The 25,478-nt window shown below is 71.8% G+C and carries 23 protein-coding genes; 8 read left to right on the forward strand and 15 right to left on the reverse strand.

The genetic code is table 11. The features are described from left to right. The first annotated feature begins 3 nt into the window (after positions 1–3). Complete coding sequence (locus AB0367_RS31055; RefSeq protein ID WP_366230025.1) at positions 4–1,068, forward strand: polyprenyl synthetase family protein; 1,065 nt, start codon at positions 4–6, stop codon at positions 1,066–1,068. On the opposite strand, the gene AB0367_RS31060 is transcribed toward AB0367_RS31055, so the two are convergent. The 3 genes from AB0367_RS31060 to AB0367_RS31070 are packed head-to-tail and all read right to left on the reverse strand — an operon-like array spanning position 1,004 to position 1,973. Continuing rightward, positions 1,004–1,345: a lycopene cyclase domain-containing protein gene (locus AB0367_RS31060; protein WP_366230026.1), complete on the reverse strand. Its 342-nt coding sequence runs from the start codon at positions 1,343–1,345 to the stop codon at positions 1,004–1,006. The two genes, AB0367_RS31055 and AB0367_RS31060, sit on opposite strands and share 65 nt — an antisense overlap. Then, a complete protein-coding gene (locus tag AB0367_RS31065; RefSeq protein WP_366230027.1) occupies positions 1,342–1,662 on the reverse strand; it encodes a lycopene cyclase domain-containing protein in 321 nt (106 codons plus the stop codon). The genes AB0367_RS31060 and AB0367_RS31065 overlap by 4 nt, the downstream gene beginning before the upstream one ends. A gap of 2 nt (positions 1,663–1,664) precedes the next feature. Next, on the reverse strand, positions 1,665–1,973 hold the full coding sequence (locus AB0367_RS31070; protein ID WP_366230050.1) for an Rv2175c family DNA-binding protein: 309 nt from the start codon (positions 1,971–1,973) through the stop codon (positions 1,665–1,667). A 278-nt stretch (positions 1,974–2,251) separates the two neighbouring features. Between AB0367_RS31070 and AB0367_RS31075 the strand changes: the two genes are divergently transcribed. The 3 genes from AB0367_RS31075 (at position 2,252) to AB0367_RS31085 (ending at position 6,998) form a co-directional block, all read left to right on the forward strand. Next, complete coding sequence (locus AB0367_RS31075) at positions 2,252–4,213, forward strand: PASTA domain-containing protein (protein WP_366230028.1); 1,962 nt, start codon at positions 2,252–2,254, stop codon at positions 4,211–4,213. Then, positions 4,213–5,091, forward strand: coding sequence for a deoxyribonuclease IV (locus AB0367_RS31080; protein ID WP_366230029.1), 879 nt, complete (start codon positions 4,213–4,215; stop codon positions 5,089–5,091). The genes AB0367_RS31075 and AB0367_RS31080 overlap by 1 nt, the downstream gene beginning before the upstream one ends. Positions 5,092–5,636: 545 nt before the next feature. Then, complete coding sequence (locus tag AB0367_RS31085; RefSeq protein ID WP_366230030.1) at positions 5,637–6,998, forward strand: MFS transporter; 1,362 nt, start codon at positions 5,637–5,639, stop codon at positions 6,996–6,998. 74 nt (positions 6,999–7,072) lie between these two features. On the opposite strand, the gene AB0367_RS31090 is transcribed toward AB0367_RS31085, so the two are convergent. The 4 genes from AB0367_RS31090 to AB0367_RS31105 all read right to left on the reverse strand — a co-directional run bounded on the left by AB0367_RS31090 (position 7,073) and on the right by AB0367_RS31105 (position 11,909). Continuing rightward, positions 7,073–8,107, reverse strand: a complete 1,035-nt coding sequence (locus AB0367_RS31090; protein ID WP_366230031.1) for a GntG family PLP-dependent aldolase — start codon at positions 8,105–8,107, stop codon at positions 7,073–7,075. After that, positions 8,100–9,494, reverse strand: a complete 1,395-nt coding sequence (locus AB0367_RS31095) for a class II 3-deoxy-7-phosphoheptulonate synthase (RefSeq protein WP_366230032.1) — start codon at positions 9,492–9,494, stop codon at positions 8,100–8,102. Before AB0367_RS31095 ends, AB0367_RS31090 begins: the two co-directional genes overlap by 8 nt. 67 nt (positions 9,495–9,561) lie before the next feature. Then, positions 9,562–10,941, reverse strand: coding sequence for a dihydrolipoyl dehydrogenase (gene lpdA / locus AB0367_RS31100; RefSeq protein WP_366230033.1), 1,380 nt, complete (start codon positions 10,939–10,941; stop codon positions 9,562–9,564). Beyond that, a complete protein-coding gene (locus AB0367_RS31105) occupies positions 10,938–11,909 on the reverse strand; it encodes a magnesium transporter CorA family protein (RefSeq protein WP_366230034.1) in 972 nt (323 codons plus the stop codon). Before AB0367_RS31105 ends, lpdA begins: the two co-directional genes overlap by 4 nt. Before the next feature lie 191 nt (positions 11,910–12,100). On the opposite strand from AB0367_RS31105, the gene AB0367_RS31110 reads away from it, so the two are divergent. From AB0367_RS31110 to AB0367_RS31120, 3 genes are all read left to right on the forward strand, one after another. After that, positions 12,101–12,490, forward strand: coding sequence for an NYN domain-containing protein (locus AB0367_RS31110; RefSeq protein ID WP_366230035.1), 390 nt, complete (start codon positions 12,101–12,103; stop codon positions 12,488–12,490). A gap of 374 nt (positions 12,491–12,864) precedes the next feature. Further along, positions 12,865–13,479: a winged helix-turn-helix domain-containing protein gene (locus AB0367_RS31115; protein ID WP_366230036.1), complete on the forward strand. Its 615-nt coding sequence runs from the start codon at positions 12,865–12,867 to the stop codon at positions 13,477–13,479. Next, positions 13,442–15,346 carry an endonuclease/exonuclease/phosphatase family protein gene (locus AB0367_RS31120; protein ID WP_366230037.1) on the forward strand — a complete coding sequence of 635 codons (1,905 nt, stop codon included), beginning with the start codon at positions 13,442–13,444 and terminating at the stop codon, positions 15,344–15,346. Before AB0367_RS31115 ends, AB0367_RS31120 begins: the two co-directional genes overlap by 38 nt. A 27-nt stretch (positions 15,347–15,373) precedes the next feature. Here the strand turns inward: AB0367_RS31120 and AB0367_RS31125 are convergent, their stop codons facing one another. From AB0367_RS31125 to AB0367_RS31160, 8 genes are all read right to left on the reverse strand, one after another. Further along, positions 15,374–16,657 (reverse strand): AAA domain-containing protein, encoded by a 1,284-nt coding sequence (locus AB0367_RS31125; protein WP_366230038.1) that lies wholly within the window; start codon positions 16,655–16,657, stop codon positions 15,374–15,376. Beyond that, entirely contained in the window at positions 16,654–18,129 is a 1,476-nt protein-coding gene (locus AB0367_RS31130) for a hypothetical protein (protein WP_366230039.1), read from the reverse strand. Before AB0367_RS31130 ends, AB0367_RS31125 begins: the two co-directional genes overlap by 4 nt. Next, positions 18,126–19,259 carry a hypothetical protein gene (locus AB0367_RS31135; protein WP_366230040.1) on the reverse strand — a complete coding sequence of 378 codons (1,134 nt, stop codon included), beginning with the start codon at positions 19,257–19,259 and terminating at the stop codon, positions 18,126–18,128. Before AB0367_RS31135 ends, AB0367_RS31130 begins: the two co-directional genes overlap by 4 nt. A gap of 44 nt (positions 19,260–19,303) precedes the next feature. Further along, complete coding sequence (locus AB0367_RS31140; RefSeq protein ID WP_366230041.1) at positions 19,304–20,176, reverse strand: hypothetical protein; 873 nt, start codon at positions 20,174–20,176, stop codon at positions 19,304–19,306. 81 nt (positions 20,177–20,257) lie between these two features. After that, the gene (locus AB0367_RS31145; RefSeq protein WP_366230042.1) at positions 20,258–21,298 is read right to left on the reverse strand and encodes an acyltransferase; all 1,041 of its coding nucleotides are present in this window, start codon (positions 21,296–21,298) and stop codon (positions 20,258–20,260) included. 130 nt (positions 21,299–21,428) lie between these two features. Beyond that, positions 21,429–21,944, reverse strand: coding sequence for a thioredoxin domain-containing protein (locus AB0367_RS31150; protein ID WP_366230043.1), 516 nt, complete (start codon positions 21,942–21,944; stop codon positions 21,429–21,431). 155 nt (positions 21,945–22,099) lie between these two features. Continuing rightward, entirely contained in the window at positions 22,100–23,287 is a 1,188-nt protein-coding gene (tuf, locus tag AB0367_RS31155; protein ID WP_366230044.1) for an elongation factor Tu, read from the reverse strand. A 360-nt stretch (positions 23,288–23,647) separates the two neighbouring features. Continuing rightward, the gene (locus AB0367_RS31160; protein ID WP_366230045.1) at positions 23,648–24,733 is read right to left on the reverse strand and encodes an FHA domain-containing protein; all 1,086 of its coding nucleotides are present in this window, start codon (positions 24,731–24,733) and stop codon (positions 23,648–23,650) included. A gap of 529 nt (positions 24,734–25,262) precedes the next feature. Between AB0367_RS31160 and AB0367_RS31165 the strand changes: the two genes are divergently transcribed. Next, a partial coding sequence (locus AB0367_RS31165) for a hypothetical protein (RefSeq protein WP_366230046.1) occupies positions 25,263–25,478 on the forward strand: 216 nt, incomplete at its 3' end.

Here is a 25,478-nt window from a genome sequence, read left to right on the forward strand (position 1 = left end):
GCCGTGACGCACCCCTTCCTCGACCGAGCCGACCTTCGCATTCGGGTCCAGCGGGCCCTCGACCGGTTCCTGCGCCTGCGGCGCGACCGGCTCACCGAGATCGAGCCCGAGGCGCTACGGCCCGTAGCCGACGCCATCGACGCGCTGGTGCTGGGGGGCGGCAAACGGCTGCGGCCGGCGTTCGCGTACTGGGGGTATCGCGGGGCCGGGGGCGCCGACGCCGACGAGATCGTCGCGGCCGTGGCGGCGCTCGAGCTGGTGCAGGCCAGTGCGCTCATCCACGACGACGTGATGGACGGCTCGGAGACGCGGCGCGGAGAGCCGGCGGTGCACCGGCGGTTCGCGAACCTGCACCGGGCGAGCGGCTGGCGCGGCGACGGCGACGGGTTCGGCACGGCGGCGGCGATCCTGCTCGGGGACCTGTGCCTGGTCTGGTCGGACGAGATGCTGCACGCCAGCGGGCTCGACCCGGTGACACTCGCCCGGTCGCGGCCGGTGTTCGACGATATGCGCAGCGAGGTGACCATCGGGCAGTACCTCGACGTGCAGACGCAGGCCACAGGTGACACGTCGACGGCGCGGGCGAGCCTGGTGGCGCGGTTCAAGTCGGCGAAGTACACGATCGAGCAGCCGCTGGTGTTCGGCGCGGCGCTGGCCGGGGACTCGCCGCGGCTGGCCAAGGCGCTCTCGGCGTTCGGGCTGCCGCTGGGCGAGGCGTTCCAGCTGCGCGACGACGTGCTCGGCGTGTTCGGCGACCCGGCGGTGACCGGCAAGCCGGCCGGGGACGACCTGCGCGAGGGCAAGCGCACCTACCTGATCGCGGCCGCCATCGAGAGCGCCGGGCACGGCGTGTTCGACAACCGCCTGGGCGACCCGGGCCTGGACGCGCAGGGGGTGGCCCTGCTACGCAGGACGATCGTGGACAGCGGGGCGCTGCACCGCACCGAGGAGCGGATCGCGGAGCTGACCGGAGCGGCGCTGCGGGCGCTGGACACCGCGGAGATCACGGACGAGGCCCGGGAGGTCCTGACGGGCCTGGCCCAGGCGGCGACCCAGCGCGCGGTCTGAGGCGGGTCCACAGCGACAGCGTGCTGAGCACCAGGGCGAACCCGAAGGCGAGGTCCTCGACCGGGGCGTGCACCAGGCGCGGCCCGAGGATGGCCGACGGACTGTAGAGCACGACGCCGCGGCCGGTGAGGATCCCGTTGGAGAGCAGCTGGAAGGCGAGCACGATCGGGTACGCGAGCCAGAACACGCGGCCGAGCACCAGGCGCGTGCGCAGCAGCGCCACATCGAGTACCACCGCCGAAACGACCCCGATGGCGGCGGCTGCCGTGTAGGTCATCGGCGGGACCAGCGCCGCAGCGTCTGCCGGGTCGCCTCGAAACCCAGGATCGCGCACACCGGCACGACCAGGAAGAACAGCAGCTCCTCCAGGGGCAGGCCGCCGGGCAGGACGAGCCCGGCGATCTGCCGCGGGTCGAAGGTCCAGTGCCCGGCGCGGATCGCCAGCAGATCCCAGGCCACGAAGACGGCCGCGACCGGCGCGACGGTCAGCACGAGCCGCCGCACCTGCCGCAGTACACCCACCTTGAGCACCGGCTCGAGCCAGAGCGCACTGGCCAGACAGCCGGCGAGCACCAGCAGGTAGGTCCAGCGCACCGTCAGAAGCCCAGCGCCTGGGCGCGCCGCTTGACCTCGGTGGCCCGGTTGCCGTGCAGCGCCTCGGCGGGGGTCCCGGGCAGCGACTTGTCGACGGTGTAGAGCCACCGCAGGGCCTCGTCGTCGTTGTACCCAGCGTCGTACAACAACGTCAGCACGCCAGGAAGGTGCTTGAGCACGCCCGTTTCGGTGACGAAGTCCGCGGGGACGCGCAGCACGCCGCTCTCCCGGACGGCGATGAGGGCACGGTCACGGACCAGCTGGTGCACCCGGTTGACCGGGATCCCCAGGCGCTCCGCCACTTCGGGCATGGTCAGCCACTCGGCCGGGACGGCAGGTTGTTCGCTCACATCTGCAGATTAATGCGCACCCGTCGCGAGAGAGGAACGGGCAGCGAGGCTGTAGCTCCGCCGGCACGCGAGCCCCAGCGAGACCCGCCAGCCCATCACCCTACGTGTCGGGTCCGTGGCCCTGATGGTCATGGACAAGTCACTCGAAACGGTGACAAAGCACCAACGAGGGCGCCGGTTCGGGACAATCCGGCGACGGGCGCTGACCTTCGGCCCCGCCAGCCGTACACTCGCAGCCAATGGATACCACGGTCGCCGATCCACTGCTCGGTGCGCTTGTCGACGGGCGCTACCGCGTTCGCTCGCGTGTCGCCAGGGGCGGCATGGCGACGGTCTACACCGCGCTCGACGAGCGGCTTGAGCGCACCGTCGCGCTGAAGATCATTCATCCCGCGCAGTCGCGCGACCCGCAGTTCTTGGACCGGTTCACCGATGAGGCCAAGACGATCGCCCGGCTGACCCACCCCAACGTCGTCGCCGTGTATGACCAGGGCACGCACCAGGGCCTGCCGTATCTGGTGATGGAGTTCGTGCGCGGCCGGACCCTGCGCGAATTGCTCGCCGAGCGGCGCCGCCTGCAGCCGCAGGACGCTCTCGCGATCATGGAGCAGATGCTCGCCGCGATCGCCGCCGCGCACCGGGCGGGCCTCGTGCACCGCGACGTCAAGCCGGAAAACGTGCTGGTCGCCGAGTCGCCGGGCGAGACGCACAACCTCGTCGACGGCGTCGTCAAGGTCGCCGACTTCGGCCTCGCCCGCGCCGTCGAGGCGAGCGCCGACGAGACCGGCTCGCACCTGATGGCCACCGTCGCCTACGTGGCCCCCGAGCTGGTCACCGACGGGCACGCGGACCCGCGCACCGACGTCTACTCGGCCGGCATCGTGCTGTTCGAGATGCTCACCGGCCGGGTGCCCTATGAGGCCGGCAGCCCCGTCGAGGTGGCCTGGCAGCACGTGGACCGCGACGTGCCGTTCCCGTCGCGATACGTGCCCGGGCTGCCCCCGCAGATCGACGACCTGGTGGCCCGCGCGACCCGCCGCGACCCGGGCGGCCGCCCGACCGACGCGGGCGCGATGCTCGCCGAGGTGCAGTCGGTCCGCGAGGACATCGGCACGGCGCTGGCCACCCGGGCCCGCCCGGTCTCGCCGCCGACCGTGGTGGTGCCACGGGTCGAGTCGGTGCCGCAGACGTATCAGACCGCTCAGGCCACCCAGCGCCCCTCGTGGGCCCGGCTGCCCGCCACCGCTCCCGCGCAACCGGTGAACCGCCGGCACCGCACCGAATCGGGCCCCGGCGGCGATCCGCAGGGGCTGCTCGATCAGATCAACGCCAACCCGCGGACCCGGCTCGCCGTGATCGCGGCGATGCTGACGTTCGGCCTGCTCGTCGCGATCGGCGGCTACTGGTTCGGCGTGGGGCGCTACACCGAAGCCCCCGACCTGAGAACGAAGCCCAAGGACCAGGCCGCACAGCTGGCCACCGCCGCCGGCTTCAAGGTGAAGTTCGCCGACCCGAAGTTCGACAAGAAGATCCCGAGGGACCAGGTCCTCTCCCAGGATCCGGCGCCCGGCGGGCGCATCCTCGACGGCGGCATGATCACGCTGACGCTGTCGCTGGGCCCCGAGGTGTACAAGGTGCCCGACATCGCCGGCAAGGAGTGGGACCTCGCGCAGGTCGACCTGCAGGCGATGAAGCTGGTCGGCAACCGGGCCGAGCGGTTCGACGACGCTGTGCCGGTCGGCTACGTCGTCGACACCGAGCCGCCGATCGGCACCGAGGTCAAGCAGGGGCAGACGATCACCGTTCACGTCAGCAAGGGCCCCAACCCGGTCAAGGTACCGAAGCTCGTCGGCAAGCAACTCGACCAGGCCAAGCAGGATCTCGCCAAGGTGAAGATCAAGCTCGGCAAGGTCGAGGAGGTCGACAGCGACAAGCCCAAGGGCGAGATCGTCGCGCAGAGCATCGGCGACGGCAACAGCGTCGCCGACGGCATGGAGATGGACCTGCAGATCTCCAAGGGCCCCGCGCAGATCCCGATGCCCGAGGTGCGCAACATGCCACTCGACCAGGCACGTTCCCAGCTCGAGGGCCTCGGCCTGGCCGTCGACGCGCAGGGCTTCGGCACCGTCCGCCAGCAGAACCCGCCGCCCGGCACGCCGGTCGTCCCCGGCCAGCACGTATCCCTGTTCGCCTTCTTCTGATGCCTGACACCGTCATCGCCCCGGTCGGCGGGCACGCGCCCGCCGCCGGGGGCCTGGCCAAGGCCGCGCTGCGCTACGTCGGGCAGACGAAGGCGACGGCGGTCCAGGTGTATGTCTCCAATCCTCGCGGCTGGGCGCTGACCCCGGGCGACGCGAAGCAGGACGAAGCGTTCGTCAATGGCTGCGAGGACCACGGCGTGACGGCGTACATCCACGCGGCGCTGCTGGTCAACCTGGGCTCGCCGACCGAGGCGACCGTGGAGCGCTCGCTGGCCACGCTCGAACACGCGCTGCGCCGGGGCCGGGACATCGGGGCCCGGGGCGTGGTGTTCCACGCCGGATCCGCGGTGGACGCCGACCACGCCGAAAAAGCCTTCGCAACGATACGCCGTGTGCTGCCCCCGCTCCTCGACCAGGCCGAACGGGAGGGCTGGCCGCCGCTACTGGTCGAGCCGAGCGCGGGCGGCGGGCGGTCGCTGGCGTCGCGGGTGGAGCACCTGGCCGAGTATCTGGCGGCTGTCGACCACCATCCCCTCCTCGGCGTCTGCTTCGACACCTGCCACGCCTGGGCCGCGGGCCACGACGTGGCCACGCCGGGCGGCATGACCGAGACGCTCGACGCGCTGGTCACCGCCGTCGGCCCTGACCGGCTGCGACTGATCCACGCCAACGACTCGAAGGACGCGTGCGGCTCGGCCCGGGACCGCCACGAGTCGCTGGGCAAGGGCACGATCGGCGCGGACGCGTTCGCGGAGCTGCTCAGGCATCCGGCGGTCCGGGGTGTACCGCTCATCGTGGAGACCCCGAGCGGCACGGACGCCGCGGACCATGCGGCGGACATCGCGCTCCTGCGCGCCGCGGCGCAAGAAGAGGACTGACGCCCAGACCGCGCGGAAGCCCAGATGGCCCCCGGGCAGGCCCCGATGAGGCTCGGGCACGGCACAGCGCAGGCACGGCGCAGCGCAGGCACGGCGCAGCACAGCCTCGGCGCGGACGGCAGCCGCACGGTCTCGGCGCGGGGGCGCGCTGCGGGCGGGGGCCAGCACGGATAAGAGGACTGTCAATTGGGTGCTTGGCATGGCGGCCGCGCCTGCGATCTGCGTCGACCGGCCATCATGTTCGCCATGATCACGGAGTGAAAATGTACAAGAATCAGCACGTTCGCTCCGTGATCATGGAGAACCCCACGCACCATGGACGCCGGGCGCATGACCACGGAGACTTGGCTCGCGGGCTGCCGCTACCAGCCAATGAACGGTTGCTCTAAACTCAATAAAGACGCTGTGCGTCACGCTTTATCATTCATCGCCATCTTGCTTGACATCGGCGTTCGTAACTAGAAGTCTTGCACCGTGAATCCGTGCCGGCGCCCACCCACGCCGGGTGCGGTCCTCGTCCCCAACGCCCGTGCGGTGCCCGTCTGATGCGCCGCGACCTCGCGATCCTCGGCGCCGGCCTCGCGGTGTCGACCGCTGGTGACGCGGCCGCACTCGTCGCGCTGCTGCTGCGGCTGGAGCCGCACGGAAGCGGCTGGGTGGCCGGGCTGCTGGCGGCCGAGCTGGTGCCGTATGTCGTGCTGGCCCCGATCACCGGACGGATCGTGGACCGGTTCGAGACCCGGGCGGTGCTGCTCGCCGCGCTGGCCGGGCAGGCGCTGCTGTGCGTGCCGCTCGCGTTCGCCACGCCGCTGTGGGCGATCCTCGCGCTTTTCGCCGGCGTCACGGCGCTCTCCGCGTTTGTGCGCCCGGCCACGGCCGCGCTGGTGCCTGCCATCACGGGCGAGGAGGGTGCCGCCCGGGGGTACTCCGTCCTGGCCACCGGCACCGGGCTGGGCTGGATCGCCGGGCCGGCCACCGGCGGCTTGCTCACGGGGGTGTTCGGCTCGACGACCGCCGTGTTGGTGGACGCCGCCACCTTCGCCGTGCTCACGCTGGCGTGCTCCGCCCTCGCCGCCCGCCGCCGCCCGGCTGGCGCGACCGCCGCAAGTGCCTCGCCGCCGACGGTCGGGTCACGCACGCCGACCGACGCGGACGCCGCGGACGCGCGGGGCGACGCGGACGCCACGGACGCGCCGGGCGACTCGGACGCCGTAAGCGCGCCGCGGGCAAAGCCGGTGGCCGAGGGTGGGCTTCGACTGATCTTCGCCGACCGGCTCCTGCGCACGGCACTGGTCGGCAGCGCGATCGCCATCAGCAGCGGGGTGATCGACAACGTGGCCGCGCCGTTCCGGTTCGTGGGGCAGCTGGGGGCGAGCCAGTCGGGCTACGGCCTGTACCTGACGCTGTGGGGCGTCGGCGCGCTCCTCGGGGCGCAGATCCTGCCGCGTATCCGGATGAGCGACCACGCGGGCCTAGCGCTGGGCAACCTGCTGACCGGGGCCGGGATCGCGGGCATCGGGCTGGCCCCGAACCTGACGCTCGCGTTCGTCGCGTCCACGCTCGGCGGGCTGGGCAACGGCCTGGCGAACGTCGCGCAGAGCGCGCTGATCAGCGGGCGTACCCCGGCGGCCCAGCACGGCCGGGCCTTCGCGGCGACCGGCGCCGTGATCCAGACCGCGATCGGCGTCGGTACCGCGGCGGCATCGCCCCTCGTCGCCCTCCTGCACGCCGACGGCGCGATGATCGTCGCAGGCGCGCTGACCTGCGCCACCTCGGGCATAGCGCTGGCTATTTCCGGCAATATCGCGAAACATGCGACCGTTCGTAACGTGTCACGGAAAGGCAGCCAGCGCGGCGGTGAGGCAGGCGGTCATCCAGGCGCGACGGGAAACGCGTTGGCCGATTGAACTCCGAGGTCCGCAAAAGCCGGCGAACCGGAGAACCCGGTCGCAGGGACCGGGCTTCGGGGGGACAACCGCGTTCAGTGAGACAGCAGCGTCGGCAGGACCTTCACCGCGTGGTCGATACCGTCCTCGGTCTGGTCCAGGTGCGTGACCAGGCGGACCAGGCGAAGGCCGAGCACCGACACCAGGATGCCGTGCTCGCGCGCCGCCGTGGCGAACGCCGGGCCGTCCACCCGGGCGCCGGTCAGGTCGAGCGGGACGATGTTGGTGCGGATGCGGGCCGGGTCGACGACGCCGGACGGGGCCAGGGCCTCGGCGAGGCGGCGGGCGCGGTCGTGGTCCTCGGCGAGCCGCGCGATGTTGTTGTGCAGCGCGTAGAGCCCCGCGGCGGCCAGAATGCCCGCCTGGCGCATGCCGCCGCCCATCCGCTTGCGCAGCTTGCGCGCCGCGGCGATGCGCTCCGCCGAGCCGACGATCAGCGAGCCGACGGGGGCGCCCAGGCCCTTGGAGAGACAGACGGAGAGCGAGTCGAAGAGCCGGCCATAGGTGGCCAGGGGTACGCCGTCGGCCACGTGGGCGTGCCAGATGCGGGCGCCGTCGCAGTGCAGGTGGACGCCCGCGTCGTCGGCGATCGCGCGGAGGGCCTGGAGGGTCGCCAGCGGCAGGACCGCGCCGCCCTGGCGGTTGTGGGTCTGCTCGACGGCGATCGCACGGGTCGGGATGGCGACGAAGCCGTCGGGGCGGATCATCTCGGCGACCACGGCCGGGTCGAGGTCGGCGCCGGCGGACGGCCAGGTGCGCGTCGACACGCCGCCGATCGCCGCGGCCGCGCCGATCTCGTCGGTGACCACGTGCGCGGCCGCGTCGCAGAGCAGCTCCTCGCCGCGCGGCACGGCGAGCTGCAGGGCGATCTGGTTGGCCATCGTGCCGCTGGGCGCGAACAGGGCGGCCTCGTGGCCGAAGAGCCCGGCGACGTGCTCCTGCAGCTCGTGCAGCGTCGGGTCCTCGTCGAAGACGTCATCGCCGACCGCGGCCCCGGCCATCGCCTCGCGCATGGCGGGCGACGGCCGGGTGAGCGTGTCGGACCTGAAGTCGATGACGACGTCAGCCACGCAGCATCTCCGCGACCAGGAACGCCAGCTCCAGCGACTGCTGGGTGTTGAGGCGCGGGTCGCAGGCGGTCTCGTAGCGGTCCGGCAGGTCCTCGTCGACGATGGCCTGCGCGCCACCGAGGCACTCGGTGACGTCCTCGCCGGTCAGCTCCACGTGCAGGCCGCCCGGGTGGGTCTCCAGCTCGCGGTGGACCTCGAAGTAGCCGAGGACCTCGTCGACGATGCGGTCGAAGTGGCGGGTCTTGTATCCGTTGGACGACTCGTGCGTGTTGCCGTGCATCGGGTCGCACTGCCAGACGACCCGGCAGCCGGCGGCGGTGACCTTCTCCACGATCGGCGGCAGTGCGTCGCGGACCTTGGTGCTGCCCATCCGGGCCACGAACGTGAGGCGGCCGGGGATGTTCTGCGGGTTGAGCCGCTCGAACAGCTCCAGCGCCTGCTCCGGCGAGGTGGTCGGGCCGAGCTTGACGCCGATCGGGTTGGCGATGCGCGACATGAAGTCGACGTGCGCGCCGTCGAGCTGGCGGGTGCGTTCGCCGATCCACAGGAAGTGCCCGGACAGCCCATACGGCCGGCCGCCCGCGATGCGCACCAGCGGCCGCTCGTACTCCAGAGCGAGGGCCTCGTGCGAGCAGTACAGCGTGACGCTGCGCAGCGCCTCGTCGTCGTTGACGCCGCAGGCCTGCATGAAGCGCAGCGCCCGGTCGATCTCGCGGGCGATCGCCTCGTAGCGCTGCCCGGCCGGCGAGGTCACCACGAAGCCCTTGTTCCAGTCGTGCACGGCGTGCAGGTCGGCCATGCCGCCGCCAAGGTAGGCGCGCAGCATGTTCATCGCGCTCGAGGAGTTGGCGTAGGCCCGGACCATGCGCTGCGGGTCGGCGACGCGCGCCTCCGGGTCCTGGTCGAGCGAGTTGATCATGTCGCCGCGGTAGGCGGGCAGGCCCAGCGAGTCGAGCGCGGCCGAGCGCGGCTTGGTGAACTGGCCGGCGACGCGGCCGATCTTCACGACCGGCAGCGAGGCGCCGTAGGTCAGCACGACCGCCATCTGCAGCAGCGTGCGGGCGTTGCCCAGGACGTGGGCCTCGGTGTTGTCGGCGAAAGTCTCGGCGCAGTCGCCACCCTGCAGCATGAACGCCTTGCCGTCGGCGACGAGGGCGAGGCGCTCGCGCAGCTGGTCGACCTCGTAGGGGGCGACGATCGGCGGCACGGACGTCAGCAGCTGCCCTACCTCGTCGACGGCGGCCTGGTCGGGCCACGGCGGGGTCTGGGCCCGGGGCAGCGTGCGCCACCGGTCGAGGCCGAACTCGTCGTCATCCTGGTTGCCCGGGACGGCGACGCGGGAGATCTCCGGACCGGGGTAAGTGAAGTGGTGCCACTCCTGCCGCATGAGGCAAAGCGTACCGATCGGGATCGGCGGGCGGCGCGTCGCCGTCCCGCCGATCCCGCGTGCTGGACTACATGTTGATCATGTGTCCGGACAGCCCGTGGACAGCCTCCTTGACCGCCTCGCCCAGGGTCGGGTGGGCGTGCACGTTGCGCGCCACCTCGTGGACCGTGAGGTCCCATTGCTGCGCCAGCGTCAGTTCGGGCAGCAGCTCGGTGACCTCCGGCCCGATGAGGTGGCCGCCCAGCAGCTCGCCATACTTCGCGTCGCTGATCAGCTTCACGAACCCGGTCGCGTCGCCGAGGCCGTGCGCCTTGCCGTTGGCGGTGAACGGAAACTTCGCGACCTTGACGTCGAAGCCCTTCGCGCGGGCCTGCTCCTCGGTCCAGCCGAAGCTCGCGATCTGCGGCTGGCAGTACGTCGCCCGGGGGATCATGACGTAGTCGAGCTCCATCGTCTCGGCCCCGGCGATCGTCTCGGCGGCGACGATGCCCATCGACTCCGCCGCGTGCGCGAGCATGAGCTTGGCGGTGACGTCGCCGATCGCGTAGATGTGCGCGACGTTGGTGCGCAGCCGCCCGTCGACGTCGATCGCGCCGCGGTCGGTCAGCTTGACACCGGTCTTCTCGAGGCCGTAGCCGTCCACCCGCGGCGCGAAGCCGATGGCCTGCAGCAGCTTGCCCGCCTCCAGCGTCTGCGACTGGCCCTTCGAGGACACGGTCACCCGCACGCCGTCGCCGGTCTCCTCGACCGACTCGACGCGGGTCGAGGTCAAGACCGAAATACCCAGCCTCTTGTACCGCTTGAGCAGCTCCGCCGACACCTCGGCGTCCTCCAGCGGCACGATCCGGTCCAGGAACTCGACGATGGTGACCTTCACCCCGTAGTTGTGCAGCACGTAGGCGAACTCCACGCCGATGGCGCCCGCCCCGGCGATGATGATCGAGGACGGCAGCTCCTCGGTGAGAATCTGCTCCTCGTACGTCACGACCCGCTCCGACAGCGTGGTGCCGGGCAGCAGCCGGGTCGTCGCACCGGTGGCGATGATGCAGTTGGCGAAGGTGATGGTCTCGTCGCCGACCTGCAGCGTGTGGTCGTCGAGGAACGTGCCCTTGGTGGAGTACTGCCGGATCTCGTTCTTCTTCATCAGGTAGTGCACGCCCTTGACCCGCCCGTCGGCCACCTTGCGGCTGCGCTGGAAGGCGGCGGAGTAGTCGAACGTGACCTCGCCCTGGATGCCGAACGTCTTGGCCTCGGCGGTGAAGATGTGCGCCAGCTCGGCGTTGCGCAGCAGCGCCTTCGAGGGGATGCAGCCGACGTTGAGACAGACGCCACCCCAGTACTTGTCCTCGACGATGGCGGTACGCAGGCCGAGCTGCGCCGATCGCACGGCGGCGGTGTAGCCACCCGGGCCGGCACCCAGGACGACGACGTCGAAGTGTTCAGTCATAGCCAATCCTTGCGTTTGAAGGTGACGTACAGCCCCACTGACAGAAGCACGATGAGCACCGCCGAGATCAGGAACCCCCACTGCTTCTCATAACCCGGAAACGGCAGGTTCTGCCCGTAGTAACCGGTAACAGCCGTCGGTACCGCGATGATGGCTGCCCAGCTGGTGACCTTCTTCATGATGCTGTTCTGCCGGTTGCCCTGCACCGCCAGGTTGGACTCCAGGATCGTGGCGGTGAAGTCGCGCAGGGACTCGGTGAACTCCGCCACCCGCAGGACGTGGTCGTAGAGGTCGTGGTAATACGGCAGCATCTCGTCGTCCACGAGGTGCTCGCGGGCGCGCATGAGGCCGTTGACCAGCTCGCGCATCGGCAGGACCACCTTGCGCAGCCGGCCGAGGCTCTTGCGTAGCCGGAAGCTGCGCCGCTGCACCCTGCGGATCGCCTGCGGCGTCTCCTCGAACAGGTGCTCCTCCAGCGCCTCCAGCGCCTCGTCGAGCTGCCGCACCGCGTCGAACTGCCCGTCGACGACGACGTCGAGCAGCCCGTGCGCCAGGTAGGCGACCCCGTGCCCGGCCAGGTCCGCGGTGGCGTCCCAACGCTCGAGCACGGCGTCCATGTCGAAGTCGGCGGCGTGCACGGTGATCAGGGCCCGTTCGGTGGCGAACACCGACACCTTGTGGAGGTCCAGGTCGCCGGCCGACCGGTCGAAGCCGACGGCGTAGGCGTTGAAGAACACGTGCGCCGCGTAGTGGCTGAGCTTGGGCCGCTCGTGCGGCGAGGAGGCGTCCTCGATCGCCAGCCGGTGCAGCCCGAACTCCTCCTGCACCCGCTCGTAGTCCTTCCGGTCCGGGTCCGTCAGGTCCAGCCACACCACCGTGCCCTGTTCCTTGAGGTGCTCCGATATGTCGTCGAGCGGGAAGTCCTCGGCTTCCAGCCGCCCGTCCCGGTAGAGCCGCGTGCGCGCCATAGCGCCCATCAAAGCAGAAGGAGGCCCTGGCGGCCGGTTTCTCGCAGGCGAGGACGGTGGAGGGCGGGGAGGCGCAGCAGAATCCACAGTGGACTGTCGCCGGCCGCCCCCGGCGGCGGCTACCGCCCGGCGCCCGCAGCGACCGCGGCGCGCCTGAGGAAATCGGCGGGCCACCGGGTCAGACTGGCCGTATGGAACCGCTCATCATCGTCGACGGCGCGAACGTGGTCGGCTCGGTGCCGGACGGCTGGTGGCGCGATCGCGCGGGGGCGGCGGCCCGGCTGCGCGACGCCCTGGCCGATCGCGACCGATCCGCCCTCCCCGGGGACGTCACCCTGGTGGTGGAGGGCGCCGCTCGCGGGGTGCCGCCGGTCGACGCGGTGCCCGTCGAGGCGGCCCCGCAATCCGGCGACGATCACATTGTGGCGCTCGTGCGCGACAATGTGGATCATCGGCCCGTCATCGTGGCGACATCCGACCGACTCCTACGGCAGCGAGTGACGCGGCTGGGGGCGAGTATTGTCAGCGCGGGAGAGCTTCGCGCCGCCATCTCATATGGTGGAAGAGACGACTCTATCTAGCAGATAGGATTTACGGGCGATGTCTGCGCAGGATGCGCTGGAAGTGATGTAACAGGATAAGACGATCTTCCACATTATGGGAAGCCGTTGACCGCGACGACAGACTCACCGAAAGTTATCGGGGTACCCGTCTCGTGAATTGCCGGTGAATACCACCCCAAAACGTCTGACGAATTAGTCACGATCTATTCTGTGCGGCATGTAACACGACTGTCGCTTCATGTGACGTTCCTGGTAAGGTCGATGCCATGTGCCATGAGGTGCTGCTAGATCCAATGTGGATATCCCGCCGCGAGCACCATTTCGACGGCCTTTGTCGAGTGACCCCCGGTTGAAATCGGCGTTCATTCAGAAGGTTTTCGAGAGGATTAGAAATGGCCGTTTCGGTCGTCGGCGCGCCAGACGTCGCAAGCTCCGTGGTCACCATCACCGTCCACATCACGCTCAACGGCGAGGAACTCCCACCGGAGGCATCTCGCCTGCTCAGCGACCTTGAGGCCCTCGCCGCCAGCCAGGCCACCCAGCAGATCCAACGCAACGCACCGCTTCCGCGCACCGGCTCCACACCGGCGTCTCAGGGCCGCGCCCTGCGCCTCGTGGAGACCGCGGCGGAGACGGCGCCCGCTCCGGCCGGCGGCGACGCGAAGGCCAGGCGCATCGGCCGCGCCACGCCCGACGCGCCCTCGCTCTACCTGTGCACCGGCTCCCGCCTGGTCCTGCAGGACGGCGCGCCGGTGCCGCTGACCCGCCGGGAGTATGACCTCTTCCTCTTCCTGTGCGAGCACCCGCGCCGCGTGTTCAGCCGGGCGCAGCTGCTGCGCCAGGTGTGGGGCTACGACATGGTCGGCACCGAGCGCACGGTCGACGTCCACGTCCGACGCCTGCGGGTGAAGCTGGGCGACGCCGCACGCATCATCGCCACCGTGCGCGGCGTCGGCTATCGTCTCGACGATGACGCCGCCGTCCAGGTCGTGGTCCGCGAGGACTGACCGCGCGAGCACCATCGCGACAGCGGCAGGCATCCTGCTGCTCGTCGATCTCCTGCGAGTCTGGCTCCCGTCGATCATCACCATCTTCGGGCAGGCGGCGTCTACCCCGCCTGAGCTGATGGGCGCCTTCGCGCTGGTCTGGTTCGTCGCCGGAGTGGCCGGTGTACCGCTGGCCGCGCGCATCGGCGTCCGGCGCGTGGCCCTCGCCGGCGCCCTCGGCCTCGCCGCCGCACGGCTCGCACTGGTCTTCGTGCACGGCGGCCAGCCGCAGCTGTACACCGCCTCGGCCGGCCTGCTCGCCGGTCTCGCCTGGCTCACCGCGACCGCCGCGGCCGGCGCCCCGACCGGCGTCGGCGTCCCGGCCGGCCTGGCCGCCGCCGCGATCGAGCACGCCGCGCTGTCGACCGTGGACCTGTCCTGGCGGTCGTGGTGGTGGGCGGCCCCGATCGCCCTCGCCGAGTGCGCCCTGTTCGTCTGGGCCTGCCTCGGCCTGCGCCGCGAGCCACCCAGCGCCACGGCCGCCGGCGGCGGCTGGTTCCTCGTCGGGCCGGGGCTGCTGCTCGCCGGGATGTATGCCCTCTCGCCCGCCGTCGCCGGCGTCGCCGCGTCCTACCGCACCGCCGGATACGCCGAGACGTCGCCGGTCGCGTTACCTCAGCTCGCCACGGGCCTGGTGGTGCTCGCGTTCCTGGCCGTCGCACTGGCCCCGCGCGTGCCGTCCGGCCGGCCCGCCCGCGCCGCCGCGGCCGTGCTGCTGGTCGCCTCGGCCGCGCTCTTCGCCTGGGACTTCGGCTCACCGGTGCGGCTGTGGCTCGCGCTGGTGCTCGGGGCACCCTCCCTCGCGCTCGCGCTGCGCCTGGCCTCATCGAGCCCAGCCGGCCCGGCGCACCGGCGCGGGTACGCGGCCGCCGGCGGCATGCTGGTCTTCGTCGTCGCGGCGATCGCGTACTACGCGGCGTACGACGTCGGGTATCCGAACCGCTGGGTCCCGCCCGTGGTCGCGCTGCTGCCGGCGGCCTCGCTGCTGCGGTCCGTCCACCCGGCCGCGGCCCCGCTCCCCCGCGCGTCGTCGCGCGCCGTCACGGCCGGCTGGACCGCGCTCGGCGTCGTCTGCCTGCTCGTGCCGCTGGCGGGCGCGTCGGTGCCGCCGAGGGTCGCCGAGGGGTCGGGCGCGTCGATCAGGCTCGTGGCGTACAACATCCGGATGGGTTTCGGTCTTGACGGGACCTACCGTCCGGCCGATGCCGCGCGGGCGATCGCGGCGCAGCACCCCGACGTCGTGGTGCTCTCCGAGGTCGACCGGGCCTGGCTGCTCAACGGCGGCCACGACGACCTCGCGGTGCTGGCGAGGGCGTTGCGGATGCGGTACGTCTTCGGGCCCGCCGCCGACGCCGTATGGGGCGACGCGATCCTGACCAACCTGCCCATCGGCGCCGTGGAGTCGCTGCCACTCACCGCCGCCGGCGCCCCGACGGGCGCCCAGGCCCTCGGTGCCGTGCTGACCTTCGGCGGCCGCGAGATCGCCGTGGTGTCGACCCACATCCAGCCGCCGCCGGACGGCGAGCCGCTGGTGCAGGTCGGGGAGATCGCGGCGTTCGCGACCCGCTTCGGCGGCTCACGCCCGACCCTGATCGCGGGCGACCTCAACATCGCGCCGGGCAGTCGGTCACTCGGGGCGTTCGCGGAGGCGGGGTACTCGGACGGTTTCGCGCCGTTCCGCCCGGTGCGCACCTTCCCCGCCGACCGCCCGGCGCAGGAGATCGACCACGTGCTGGTACGCGGCCTGACCTGCACCTCGGTGACGGTCGGCACGGCGGTCACGTCGGACCACTCCCTGGTGGCGGCGACGCTCGCACTGCCCGCCTGAACATCGCGCGGTGACCTCCTCGCCGCCTCACAGGGCGGCGAGGTACGCGAGCATCGCCTGGTTGGCCTCCCAGCCGTCGGGGAAGCGCACCGGCACGTTGAGATGGACCGGCTCGGCCGACGGGTGCGTGTCCAGCAGCTCCGCGATCCCGGCCCGAGCCACGACCACGCACGCGTGGCGGTGCCGCGACGCGAGCACGCACAGGCGGCCGGCCTCCAGGTGGAACGCGCTCGCGTCGCGGCGGCCGGAGAGCGGGTGCAGGATCACCGTCACGTCGTACTCGCGGCCCTGCAGGCGGTTCGCGGTGTCGACGGTGACATCGGCGGCGACGGTGTCGGCCAGCGCCTGACGGATCGCGGCGACCTGGTCTCGGTGCGCCGCACCCACCGCGACCCGGTCGGCGGTCACCGGGCGGCCCTCGGGGGCGTGCTCGGAGTACGCGATCGGGCCGCGCCGCAGCAGGCTCACCACGATGGCGGCGATCGCGGCCACGGCCTCCCGGTCGGTGCGCACGGTGTGCCGGGCCGGCAGCTCGTGCAGCGCCCAGCCGGTGCGCCGGGCGGTCTCGAGCGTGGCCTCGACGTGCGAGTCGCCGCCGATGGCGCGCACGGAGTACTCGAGGCTGCGGTCGGCCGGCCGGGTCCCGGCCTCGAACGGGGTGAACGGGTAGAAGGCGGCGGAGACCACGGACGCGGCCGAAGGCGGCAGCCGCCAGGACACCGGCAGGCGGTGCACACGCAGGTCGGGGTTGTGTCGCAGCAGCACCGCCACGGCGCTCTGCATCGGGTCCCAGGACAGGCCGGCCCAGCGCTCGACGGCGACGACGGAGAACGGATCGAGCTGCCCGGGGTCGCCGACGAACAGGCCGCGGGAGAAGCGCCCGGCCACCCGCAGGAGCATGTCGGAGCGCATCTGGTACGCCTCGTCGACGATCGCCCGCTCCCACGTGCCGTCGGTGACGGTCGCCCACTTCGCGGCGGTGCCGATCACGACGGCGCTGTTCTGCACGTCCGAGACGGCGCCGCTGACGGTGACCGAGCCGTGCTTGACGACGCGCTGCGCCGGGACGTAGGTCGAGGCCGACAGGCGCCCGATCTCCAGCCCGGGCGCGGCCCCGGCGAGGCGGTCGATGAGGTCGTCCACCTGCTCGTTGGTCTGCGCGACCACCATGAGCCGCTCGCCGGCCTCGGCCATGGTGCGGGCCGCGCGCACCACGAGGGTCGACTTGCCGGCGCCGGGCGGCGAGTCGACCACCACCCCGCGTCCGGCGGAAGACCCGAAGTCATCAAGGATCTCCTCAATGATGGTCACGACCAGTCCTCCGCGGCGTCGGAGTCGGTGGGCTGCGGGTCCGGCGGCGGGCCGCCGTGGGTCCAGGGCGTGTCCTCGCGGCTCGGGAACCGGCCCGGCGGCTGGTAGGCGTCGCTGACCGGGCCGTACGTCACCAGCTCCCCCACCTGCGGAACCGAGCCCGGCGCCGGCTGCTTCGTCGAGCGGCCCATGCCCTTGCTGAGCTCGAGGACGACGTCGACGGATGAGACCGAGACCACCGTCGCCTGCTGGGCCAGCCGGGCCGGCGAGACGAGCAGCGCGCCGGGTTCCAGGCGCACCGGGTCGTCGGTCTGCACGGTGATGTGCGGGCGCAGCGCGGCCTTCTTGCCCGACGTGTCGACCCGGTTCGGCGAGGCCGCCACGACGGTGCCGGTGAATGCCTCGCCGGACAGCCGGAACTCGGCCATGATCAGCGGATCGTCGAGGGCCCGCTGTGCCTCGTAGCGGGCCTGCTCGCGCTCGAGCCGGTCGAGGCGCCCGGCCGCGGCGACGGCACTGTCGCGCCGCGGCTGGGGCAGCGCGGTGCCTTCGGCCAGTGACATGTGGTACACCGTGAACACATCGCGATCGACCGCCCACCGCCCCTCGACGGACGCGCCCGGCGGCCGGGCCCGCAGCAGGTCCACGGCCCGCCACATGAGGCCCCACGTCGGCTCCACCTGCTCCTGCAGGGCGGCGGTGAGCGCGGACAGGGCACGGCTGCGCCCCTGCGGGTCGGCGGCACGCGCATAGGCGGCCAGCGCCGGGGTCAGCACCTCGTTGTCGAACGTCGGGTCGGTGCTCGGCCCGGCCGGCGGCCAGCGCAGCGGGTCCTCGGCCAGCGCCGCCGCGGCCGCACCGTCGAGGCCGGCGGGCGGGTCGAGCCAGCCGAGCAGCGCGGCGAGATTGGCGTCCTCGAGGCCGCTCTGCCCGGTCGCCCAGTGCTCGCCGAGCACCTCGGTCATCGCCAGCAGCATCGCCGAGCCGGGGTGGTCGGCGCGCTCGCGCAGAAACGTGAGCCACTGGCCGAGCAGCGGGACACTGCGGTGCACCGGGTGCGGCCCGTACGTGCGGCGGAAGCGCGTCGAGCGGCCGAGCAGCCGGACGAAGTCGATCCCGCCGCCGTTGGGCACCAGCACCTGCGGGGCGTCGGCGTAGCGGACCTTCGAGGTGTGGCCCGCGTCCAGCGAGCGGGAGAAGCCGTCGAGGTACTTCACGACGACCCGCGCCAGCTCCGCTACGAACTCGAAGCGCTGGGTGCGGTCGCGCGGGTTGGCCACCACGAGCAGACGGCCGGCGTCGCGGTCGGTGCCGACCATGGCGGCCAGGGGTGCGGCGGCCTCGCCGGCCAGCGCCAGCGGTACCAGCACCAGGGGCGCCTGCGCGATGTGCGTGTGCCGCACCGTGGTCAGCGGCTGCGCGCGCCCCGACTCGACGGCCTCCGCCCGCGCCAGCGCGGTGAGGACGCTCACTCAGAACGTCCCGAGCCGAGGCACTCGGTGCGCAGCCGGTGCGCCAGGCGCAGCAGGCCGGCGATCTCCTCCTGGCCGGCGCCGGGGGTGAGCGTGCCGCGGGCCAGGCCGAGCACGGTGGAGACGCTCTCGACGCCGCCGAGGTCGTCACGGATGGAGCGGCCCAGCGCCGAGGTGGAGCCGGTGGCCTCGTCACGGCAGAAGAACGCCATCTCGCAGGAGCCGAGGCAGTCCGGGGTGTACCGCGCGTCGATGGTGCCGACGGCCTTGCGCAGCTCGTCCGGCGGGCGGGTGGCCAGTTGGTCGGCGTCGTAGGCGAGGTCGAACGAGAGCCCGGCGGGCAGCGCGTCGACGATCTGGTCGAGCCGGGTGAGCCGGGACAGCTGCCGCTGCAGCACGCTCAGCTGCTTGCGCACGTCGACGAGGGTGGCGGTCGGCCGGTTGGCGAAGTTCTCCGGGCAGACCAGCACCACGTCGTGCGACACGGTCTCCGGCGGGTGGCCGAGCTCGCCGAGCAGCTCGCGCATCGCCAGCACGTAGACGGCCGACTGCTTGGCCGCCGCGGCCGCCTTGCCCGGGTCGGCCTGCCCGTCGATCACGGCGAACGACTTGATCTCGACCACGTGGAAGCGGCCGCCGACCCGGAACGCGATGAGGTCGGGCTCGAGGTACGCGTAGTAGCCGGCGATGTCCAGCCGAAGCATCGGATGGTCGAACAGCGTGCCGGCGTCGTCCCGCTCCGCGGCGGCGCGCGCGAGCAGGTTGCGGGTGCGGGCGTAGCGCACCTCGCGGCTGGCGTTGCCGCCGACGCTGGACAGGTCGTCGTACGCCACCTCGGGGATCGCCAGGCCGAGCCGCTCACGCAGCAGCTGCAGCAGCTCCGCCGCGCCGTCGGCCTTGACCTGCGCCTCGAACGCGTTGCCGCGCGCGATCGCGAACCGCGACTGGCCGAAGGCGGCGGGGAAACCCAGCTGCCCGGCGACGGCGCCCTTGTTCACCCCGGCCGCGTCCATCAGTCCCCGCCGGCCGCAGCCGGGGTTGTTGGTGAGCGCGGCGATGGTGCGGGCGTTGTGGTTGCGCGGCGCCACGGTGCCGCGGATGCGGTCCAGCCGGTCTACCAGTGCGTCCATGGAGTTCGTCATCTCTGGGAAATCGTTTCGGGGAAGTGGTGGTTCTAGGTCGCGGTTCTGCGGAGTCGCTGTAGCCGGGCGCCGAAGAGCGTCTCGGCGCCGTCGAGCCGATCGTGCGCGCGGGCGGCCGCCGCGGCGCGGTCCGCGGCGTCGGCCTCGATGTGCACGTCGAGCTCGGCCTGGGCCCGGCCGGCCACGGTCGCGGGGTCAACCGGGCCCGGGCCGCCCCCGCCGGCCGGCGCGGCGCCCGGGATGCCGGCGGCGAAGCGCCACAGCAGCCGGCGGGCGTCGTGCGCGTCGTCGGGCAGCTGCGCCACCCGCTCGGCCACCTTGATCGCGCCGACGAGGAAGTCGACCCGGGCGCTGAGCGGCCCCACCACGCGGGTCTCCAGCGGCCAGGTGGAGATCGCCAGGAGGCCGCGCGCCGGGGAGAGCAGGTCTGCGGTGAGCGCCGGGCACAGGTAGTACGGCCGGCCGTACGGGGCGACCTTGAAGGAGCGCTCCTCGTCGCGGCGCAGGCTGGTCAGCCGGGCGGCCACGAGCTCACCCGGGAAGAAGGCGTCGTGTACGGCGATGATGAGCTTCGGCGCCGCCGGCACGCTCAGCAGCGTCAGCGCGTGGTGCACCTGCTCGCGGATGGAGAGTATCGGCGGCGCGGGATGCTGCCGCGCCGCCGGCGTCCGATCCTCGAGCTCAGCGAGCGCAGCGTCCCATGCGTGCTCGACCCGGCGCAGCTCCGCGCGCAGCGTCCTGGCCTGTGCCCGGTCCCCCGTGGTGGCCGCGCGGCGCAGGTCGCCGCGCAGCCGGTCGATCCGCCGCTCGAGCAGCTCGATCCTCGTGCCCGGTCCGGCTCGGCCGGGCTCCGCGGATGCCGACCCGGACCAGGCATCGTGAGGGGCCGAGATCGATTCGGACACGAACGGCACGGTATCCGGTTCCAGCAAGTTCCAGCAAAGACCAGTGTCGGCGTGTCGCGCTTGCTTTTGCTTCTCCGCCGGTTATACCGGCACGGGCTGGGACCGCTCCTCCAGTCGCGCCGTCGCCGGTGCCCGTGCGGGCATGGGTATCAGCTGCGGCCTGCGCCGCGCGGCGAGGTCCTCGACCCAGCCGAGGCCGAGCACCGACACCGCGACCAGGACGGCGACCAGGGCGAACTGGATGAGATCGTGGTAGCCGCCGATGAGGGTGATACCGAACCAGACGCCGACCATGCGCACGAACGTGATGGCCGCCTCGTGCCAGAGGTAGATCGTCAGCGCCCGCCGGTTGACCGCCTCGACCACGGGCTCGGCCGCGCCGAGCGACATCGCCGCGGGCGCGGCGTTCAGGATGATCAGCAGGAAGGCGGTCGACCACAGCGTGTCGGCGACCGGGACGTCGTTCATGTCATACCCGCGGGGTCCGGGCTCGTGGATCAGCAGGGCGAGCCCGATGCCGCCCATCACCAGGCACAGCGGCCAGAGGACCTTCTTGGAGATGCGCTGCAGGGTGCCGTCGTGGTGGGCGAAGCCGAGCATCCAGGCGGGGGCGTACAAGAAGAAGTCCCGGATGGTACCGCCGCTGCCGTAACCGGTCTCCCAGAGCACGACGAGCACGCTGAACGGCACCAGCAGGCTGGGGAGCGGCCAGCGGCGGAACAGCCACAGCAGGGCCGGCGAGGCGATGATGAACCACAGGTACGACCGGACATACCAGATCTGGCTGAACCAGAACCCGCCGCGCTCGGTGGTCGGCGGGTCGTCGAGCGGGACGAACCACAACAGCGTCCGCCAGCCGAGTTGCATGCCGTCCCACAGCGACATGAACACCACGGCGAAGACCCCGAGGACCCAGAACGGGATGATGATACGTCGTATCCGCCGGCCTATCGCCTTGACGCCCGAGCGGTCGAGCGAGGCGGCCATCAGCGAGCCGCCGAGCGCGAACATCAGCCCCATGGCAGGGAAGACGATGGTCAGCCACGCGAATCCGAGCGTGTGGTAGGTGACCACGCGGATGATCGCGACGGCTCGCAGGAGGTCTACGTATCGGTTCCGCATCCCCTACAGGTTGCCCTGTGACCCTTAGGGGGAACCGTCCTCCGCCTGAAAATTCGCTGTGTTTATTCTCAAAAATCCTAGGGTGCCCGGCCCGCGAGGAACTCGGCAATCGAGATGGTTCACCCGTTTATCACCCTGTGTCAGCACCTCGTAGCGCAGCACCCAGGGCCTCGAAGCCGCACTCACCCTCGTGCAGGGCCCCGTTGATGAAGAACGCCGGGGTGCCCGCGACCCCGCTGGCCCGCCCGCTGTCCATGTCGCGCTCCACCCGGTGGTGGTGCGCGCGGGTCCCGCCCGTGTCCAGCAGGCCGAACTGGTTGGCGTACCGCGCCAGGTCGACGTCCTCGAGTCTTTCCTGGTGGGTAAGCAGCAGCGCGTGCATGCCCCAGAACGCTCCGGCGTCGGCGGCGGCCTCGGCCAGCAGCGCGGCCGGCATCGCCCGGGGATAGACGTCCACCAGCGGGAAGTGCCGGAAGGCGAAGCGCAAGGTGTCGCCGAAGTGCAGCTGGAGGCGCTCCACCACGCCGAACGCCTGGCCGGTGTCCGGGCAGGCGTAATCGCCGTACTCCACGAGCGTGAGCGGCGCGCCGGGCGTCCCCTGGACGTGGTCCTCGCCGGTGAGCTGGCGACTGAGAAGGGCGCTCATGCGGGGCATGGTGCCCATTCCGCACCGGATGACGCATGCGCGGCCCAGCACCCCTCGGGGCCGGATGACGCATGCGGCCCTCAGGGTTTCCCCTAAGGGCCGCACGGCCTTTCGCGATCAGGCCGGTCAGGTCGGTCGGGCCGATCAGTCTCCGATCAGTCCAGCAGCTCCGTCACCGTGCCGGCGCCGACGGTGCGGCCACCCTCACGGATCGCGAAGCCGAGCCCGACGTCCATCGCGATCGGCTTGCCGAGCTCGACGGTCAGGTCGACCGTGTCGCCGGGCATCACCATCGTGACGTCGCCGAGGTCCACCGACCCCATCACGTCCGTGGTACGGAAGTAGAACTGCGGCCGGTAGTTGGCGAAGAACGGCGTGTGCCGGCCGCCCTCCTTCGTCGTCAGCGCGTACACGTGGGCCTTGAACCGCCGGTGCGGCGCGACCGAGCCGGGCAGCGCGACCACCTGGCCCCGCTGCACCTCGCCCCGGCGAATGCCGCGCAGCAGCAGGGCCGCGTTGTCGCCCGCCTGAGCGGTGTCGAGCTGCCTGCCGAACATCTCCATCCCGGTGACCACGCTGGACTGGGTGGGACCCAGCCCGATCACCTCGACGGGCGTGTTGAGCACGAGCGTGCCGCGCTCGACCGACCCGGTGACGACGGTCCCACGCCCGGTGATCGTGAGCACGCTCTCGATGGGCATCAGGAACGGCTCGCCGGTCACCCGCTCGGGCAGCGGCACGTACTCGTCGACGGCGTCGAGCAGGTCGGCGATCGAGCGCACCCAGGCCGGCTCGCCGGCGAGAGCCCTGAGCGCGGAGACCCGCACGACGGGAATCTCGTCACCGGGAAACCCGTACTCGCTCAGCAACTCCCGCACCTCGAGCTCGACCAGGTCCAGCAGCTCGGCGTCGTCGACCGCGTCGGCCTTGTTCATGGCCACGACGAGGTACGGGACCCCGATTCGCCGCGCCAGCAGGACGTGCTCGCGCGTCTGCGGCATGACCCCGTCCACGGCGCTGACGACGAGGATCGCCCCGTCCACCTGCGCCGCCCCGGTGATCATGTTCTTGACGTAGTCCGCGTGCCCGGGCATGTCGACGTGCGCGTAGTGCCGCGCCGCCGTCTCGTACTCGACGTGCGCGATGTTGATGGTGATGCCCCGGGTGATCTCCTCCGGCGCCCGGTCGATCCCCTCGAACGAGGTGTACCGGTTGACCGTCGGGTACCGCTCCGCGAGCACCTTGGTGATGGCGGCGGTCAGGGTCGTCTTGCCGTGGTCGACGTGACCCATCGTGCCGATGTTGAGATGAGGCTTGTTCCTCGTGAACGCCTGCTTGGCCATCTGACACTCCACAGTGGATTTGTGGCTGAATGCGCAGAACCCTCAGGCGAGCCGGGCCTTGATCGTGGTGTGCACGGGTGGGCGTCCGGCTCGGCCGGCTCACCCTCCTCCGTCGGTTCCGCAGGATGCTGCGGGAGGAGGGTCAGCGTCGCAGGCCGGCCTCTAGCGCCGCGTCTAGCGCTGAAGGCGCCCAGGCGACCGCCGAGCCGGCCAGGTGGCCGTGCTCCAGAAGGGCGGTCGTCGCGATCACGATGGCAAGGTATCGCGCTCCGGTACCGCCGGCAACGCATTTACCAGTGACGTTGCTGACATACCCGCCGGGGGTATGTCAGCAACCGCCTTCGAGATGGACAACGGCGATCAGCGAGGCGGCGGAAGGCGCAGCGCCATCGTCGGGGCGTCGGCCATCACCGAGTTGGGGGCGCCGCCCTTGGGAGCATCCGCCGGCGGCCGGTCGGCGCGGCCCACCGTGATCTCCGGGTAGATCTCGACCTCGTCCCACTCGCCCAGCGCTTTGGGCTCGCCGCGGTTGAGCTCGATCTCCCGCGGCGCGGCCGTCGGGCCGGTGCGGGCCAGCACCGCGGCGCCGTTCGTGCTCACGTCGGTGACCAGCAGCATGCCGTCGCGCAGTTCGAAGCGCAGATGGTTGCGGCTCACCCGGCGGCTCGACTCTTCGTTCAGCCAGTTGCCGATCGTCACGCCGTTCGGGTCCTCGGGGGCTCGGCCCACCACGACCGGGCGCACGGCGCTCACCGGAAACCGGGTGCGGACTCCGCCGTTGATGCGCACCGCGAGCATCGTGGCCATCGGGCGCGGGCCGGCGTCGAGCAGGCGGTCGCCGTGCCGCGGGCAGATCGGGGCGCCGCTGGGCAGCGCGGGCGGGGCCTGGCCGGCACCGGCGGCCGGTGGGCGGCCGAGCACCGGGCAGTCGGGCGCAGGACACCGCCAGTACCGCGCAAGCACCGGATGCGGCCGAGGCGACGCGCCGATCGCGGGGGCCAGGATGAGCTCCATGCCGCCCGGGGCACTGGCCGTGAGGTACACCAGGCCTGGGTGCCCGGGCAGCGGCGAGCGAGTGATCACCGGCACACCGGTGAGGTGCGCGACCTCACGGACCCGGGCGTTGACGCGGGCGCCCGGGGGCAGCATCTCGATCAGCCCGTCGTCGGACCAGCGACGCAGGACCATGCGCTCGTTGGAGGTGAAGTCGGTGTCCGACATCGCACCACGCTCGGCGATCGCGTAGAGACCCACGTTGCCGTCGCCGAGCCGGCGGCTCAGCGCGTCGACGAACTGACCGAGGCGCAGCAACGCGGCCGGGCGGCCGCCGTCGAGGTCGACGCTGCGCGCCGCCTCCACCAGGTCGATGACGCCGCCCACGGCGAGGGGGTCGACCGTCAGTCGCTGTTCGATCGCGTCCAGTGCTCGGCTCGTTTCGAATCGCACCGGAACATTCTGCATCAGTTCCGGCCGTGTGCCGCAAAGCCGCCGCCGACCACCTAAGCGGTCGACGGCGGGCCTTACGTCGCGCCCTTGGCGGACCTCGGGGGGAGGCTGGGAACCACCGGGCGCGGTACACACGACGGGGGGCACGGGGGGTTGCCGGATTCGTCGTGCGTATCCATCAGCTGACTGTTGGTAATTAAGGTAGATCATTGCTGGAAAGGTCAACAGCAGTGAATGCCTGAATGAACGCGGCTTCACCCGCCGCGCACCTTGGCGACCCCGAGGCGATGCGCGTCGATGCCATCGCACCGTTCGACGGCGAGGGGTGGGCCGGTCGGGCCAGCCAGACAGGTGGCCGATGGCCTGGTTCCCGAGTATGCACCCAGGACTTGAGCCGAAGCGTGCCGGGGTCCACAGGAACGGCGTCGGACAGCCGCCCGCGCCGATGCAGCACCGGCGCCCACAGCAAGCAGCACCCAGGGCGCGCAGCACGACGAAAAGGCGGCAGGCCAGGCACGCCGGTGCCGGCGTGAGCTTCCGGGACGTCGAGTACGCGGCGTTCGACACCGTCGTCGAACTCGACGGCCACGCGTACCACCCCGGGGAGCATCGCCGCCGTGACCGGCTGCGCGACAACGAGTCGGCCACGGAGGGGTGCCGGACGCTTCGGTACGGCTGGACGGACGTGGCCGCGCCGTGCTCCACGGCGGTGCAGGTCGCCCGGGCGCTGCGAGCGGGTGGCTGG

The sequence above is a fragment of the Dactylosporangium sp. NPDC051484 genome, assembly GCF_040689395.1.
Lineage (GTDB): Bacteria > Actinomycetota > Actinomycetes > Mycobacteriales > Micromonosporaceae > Dactylosporangium.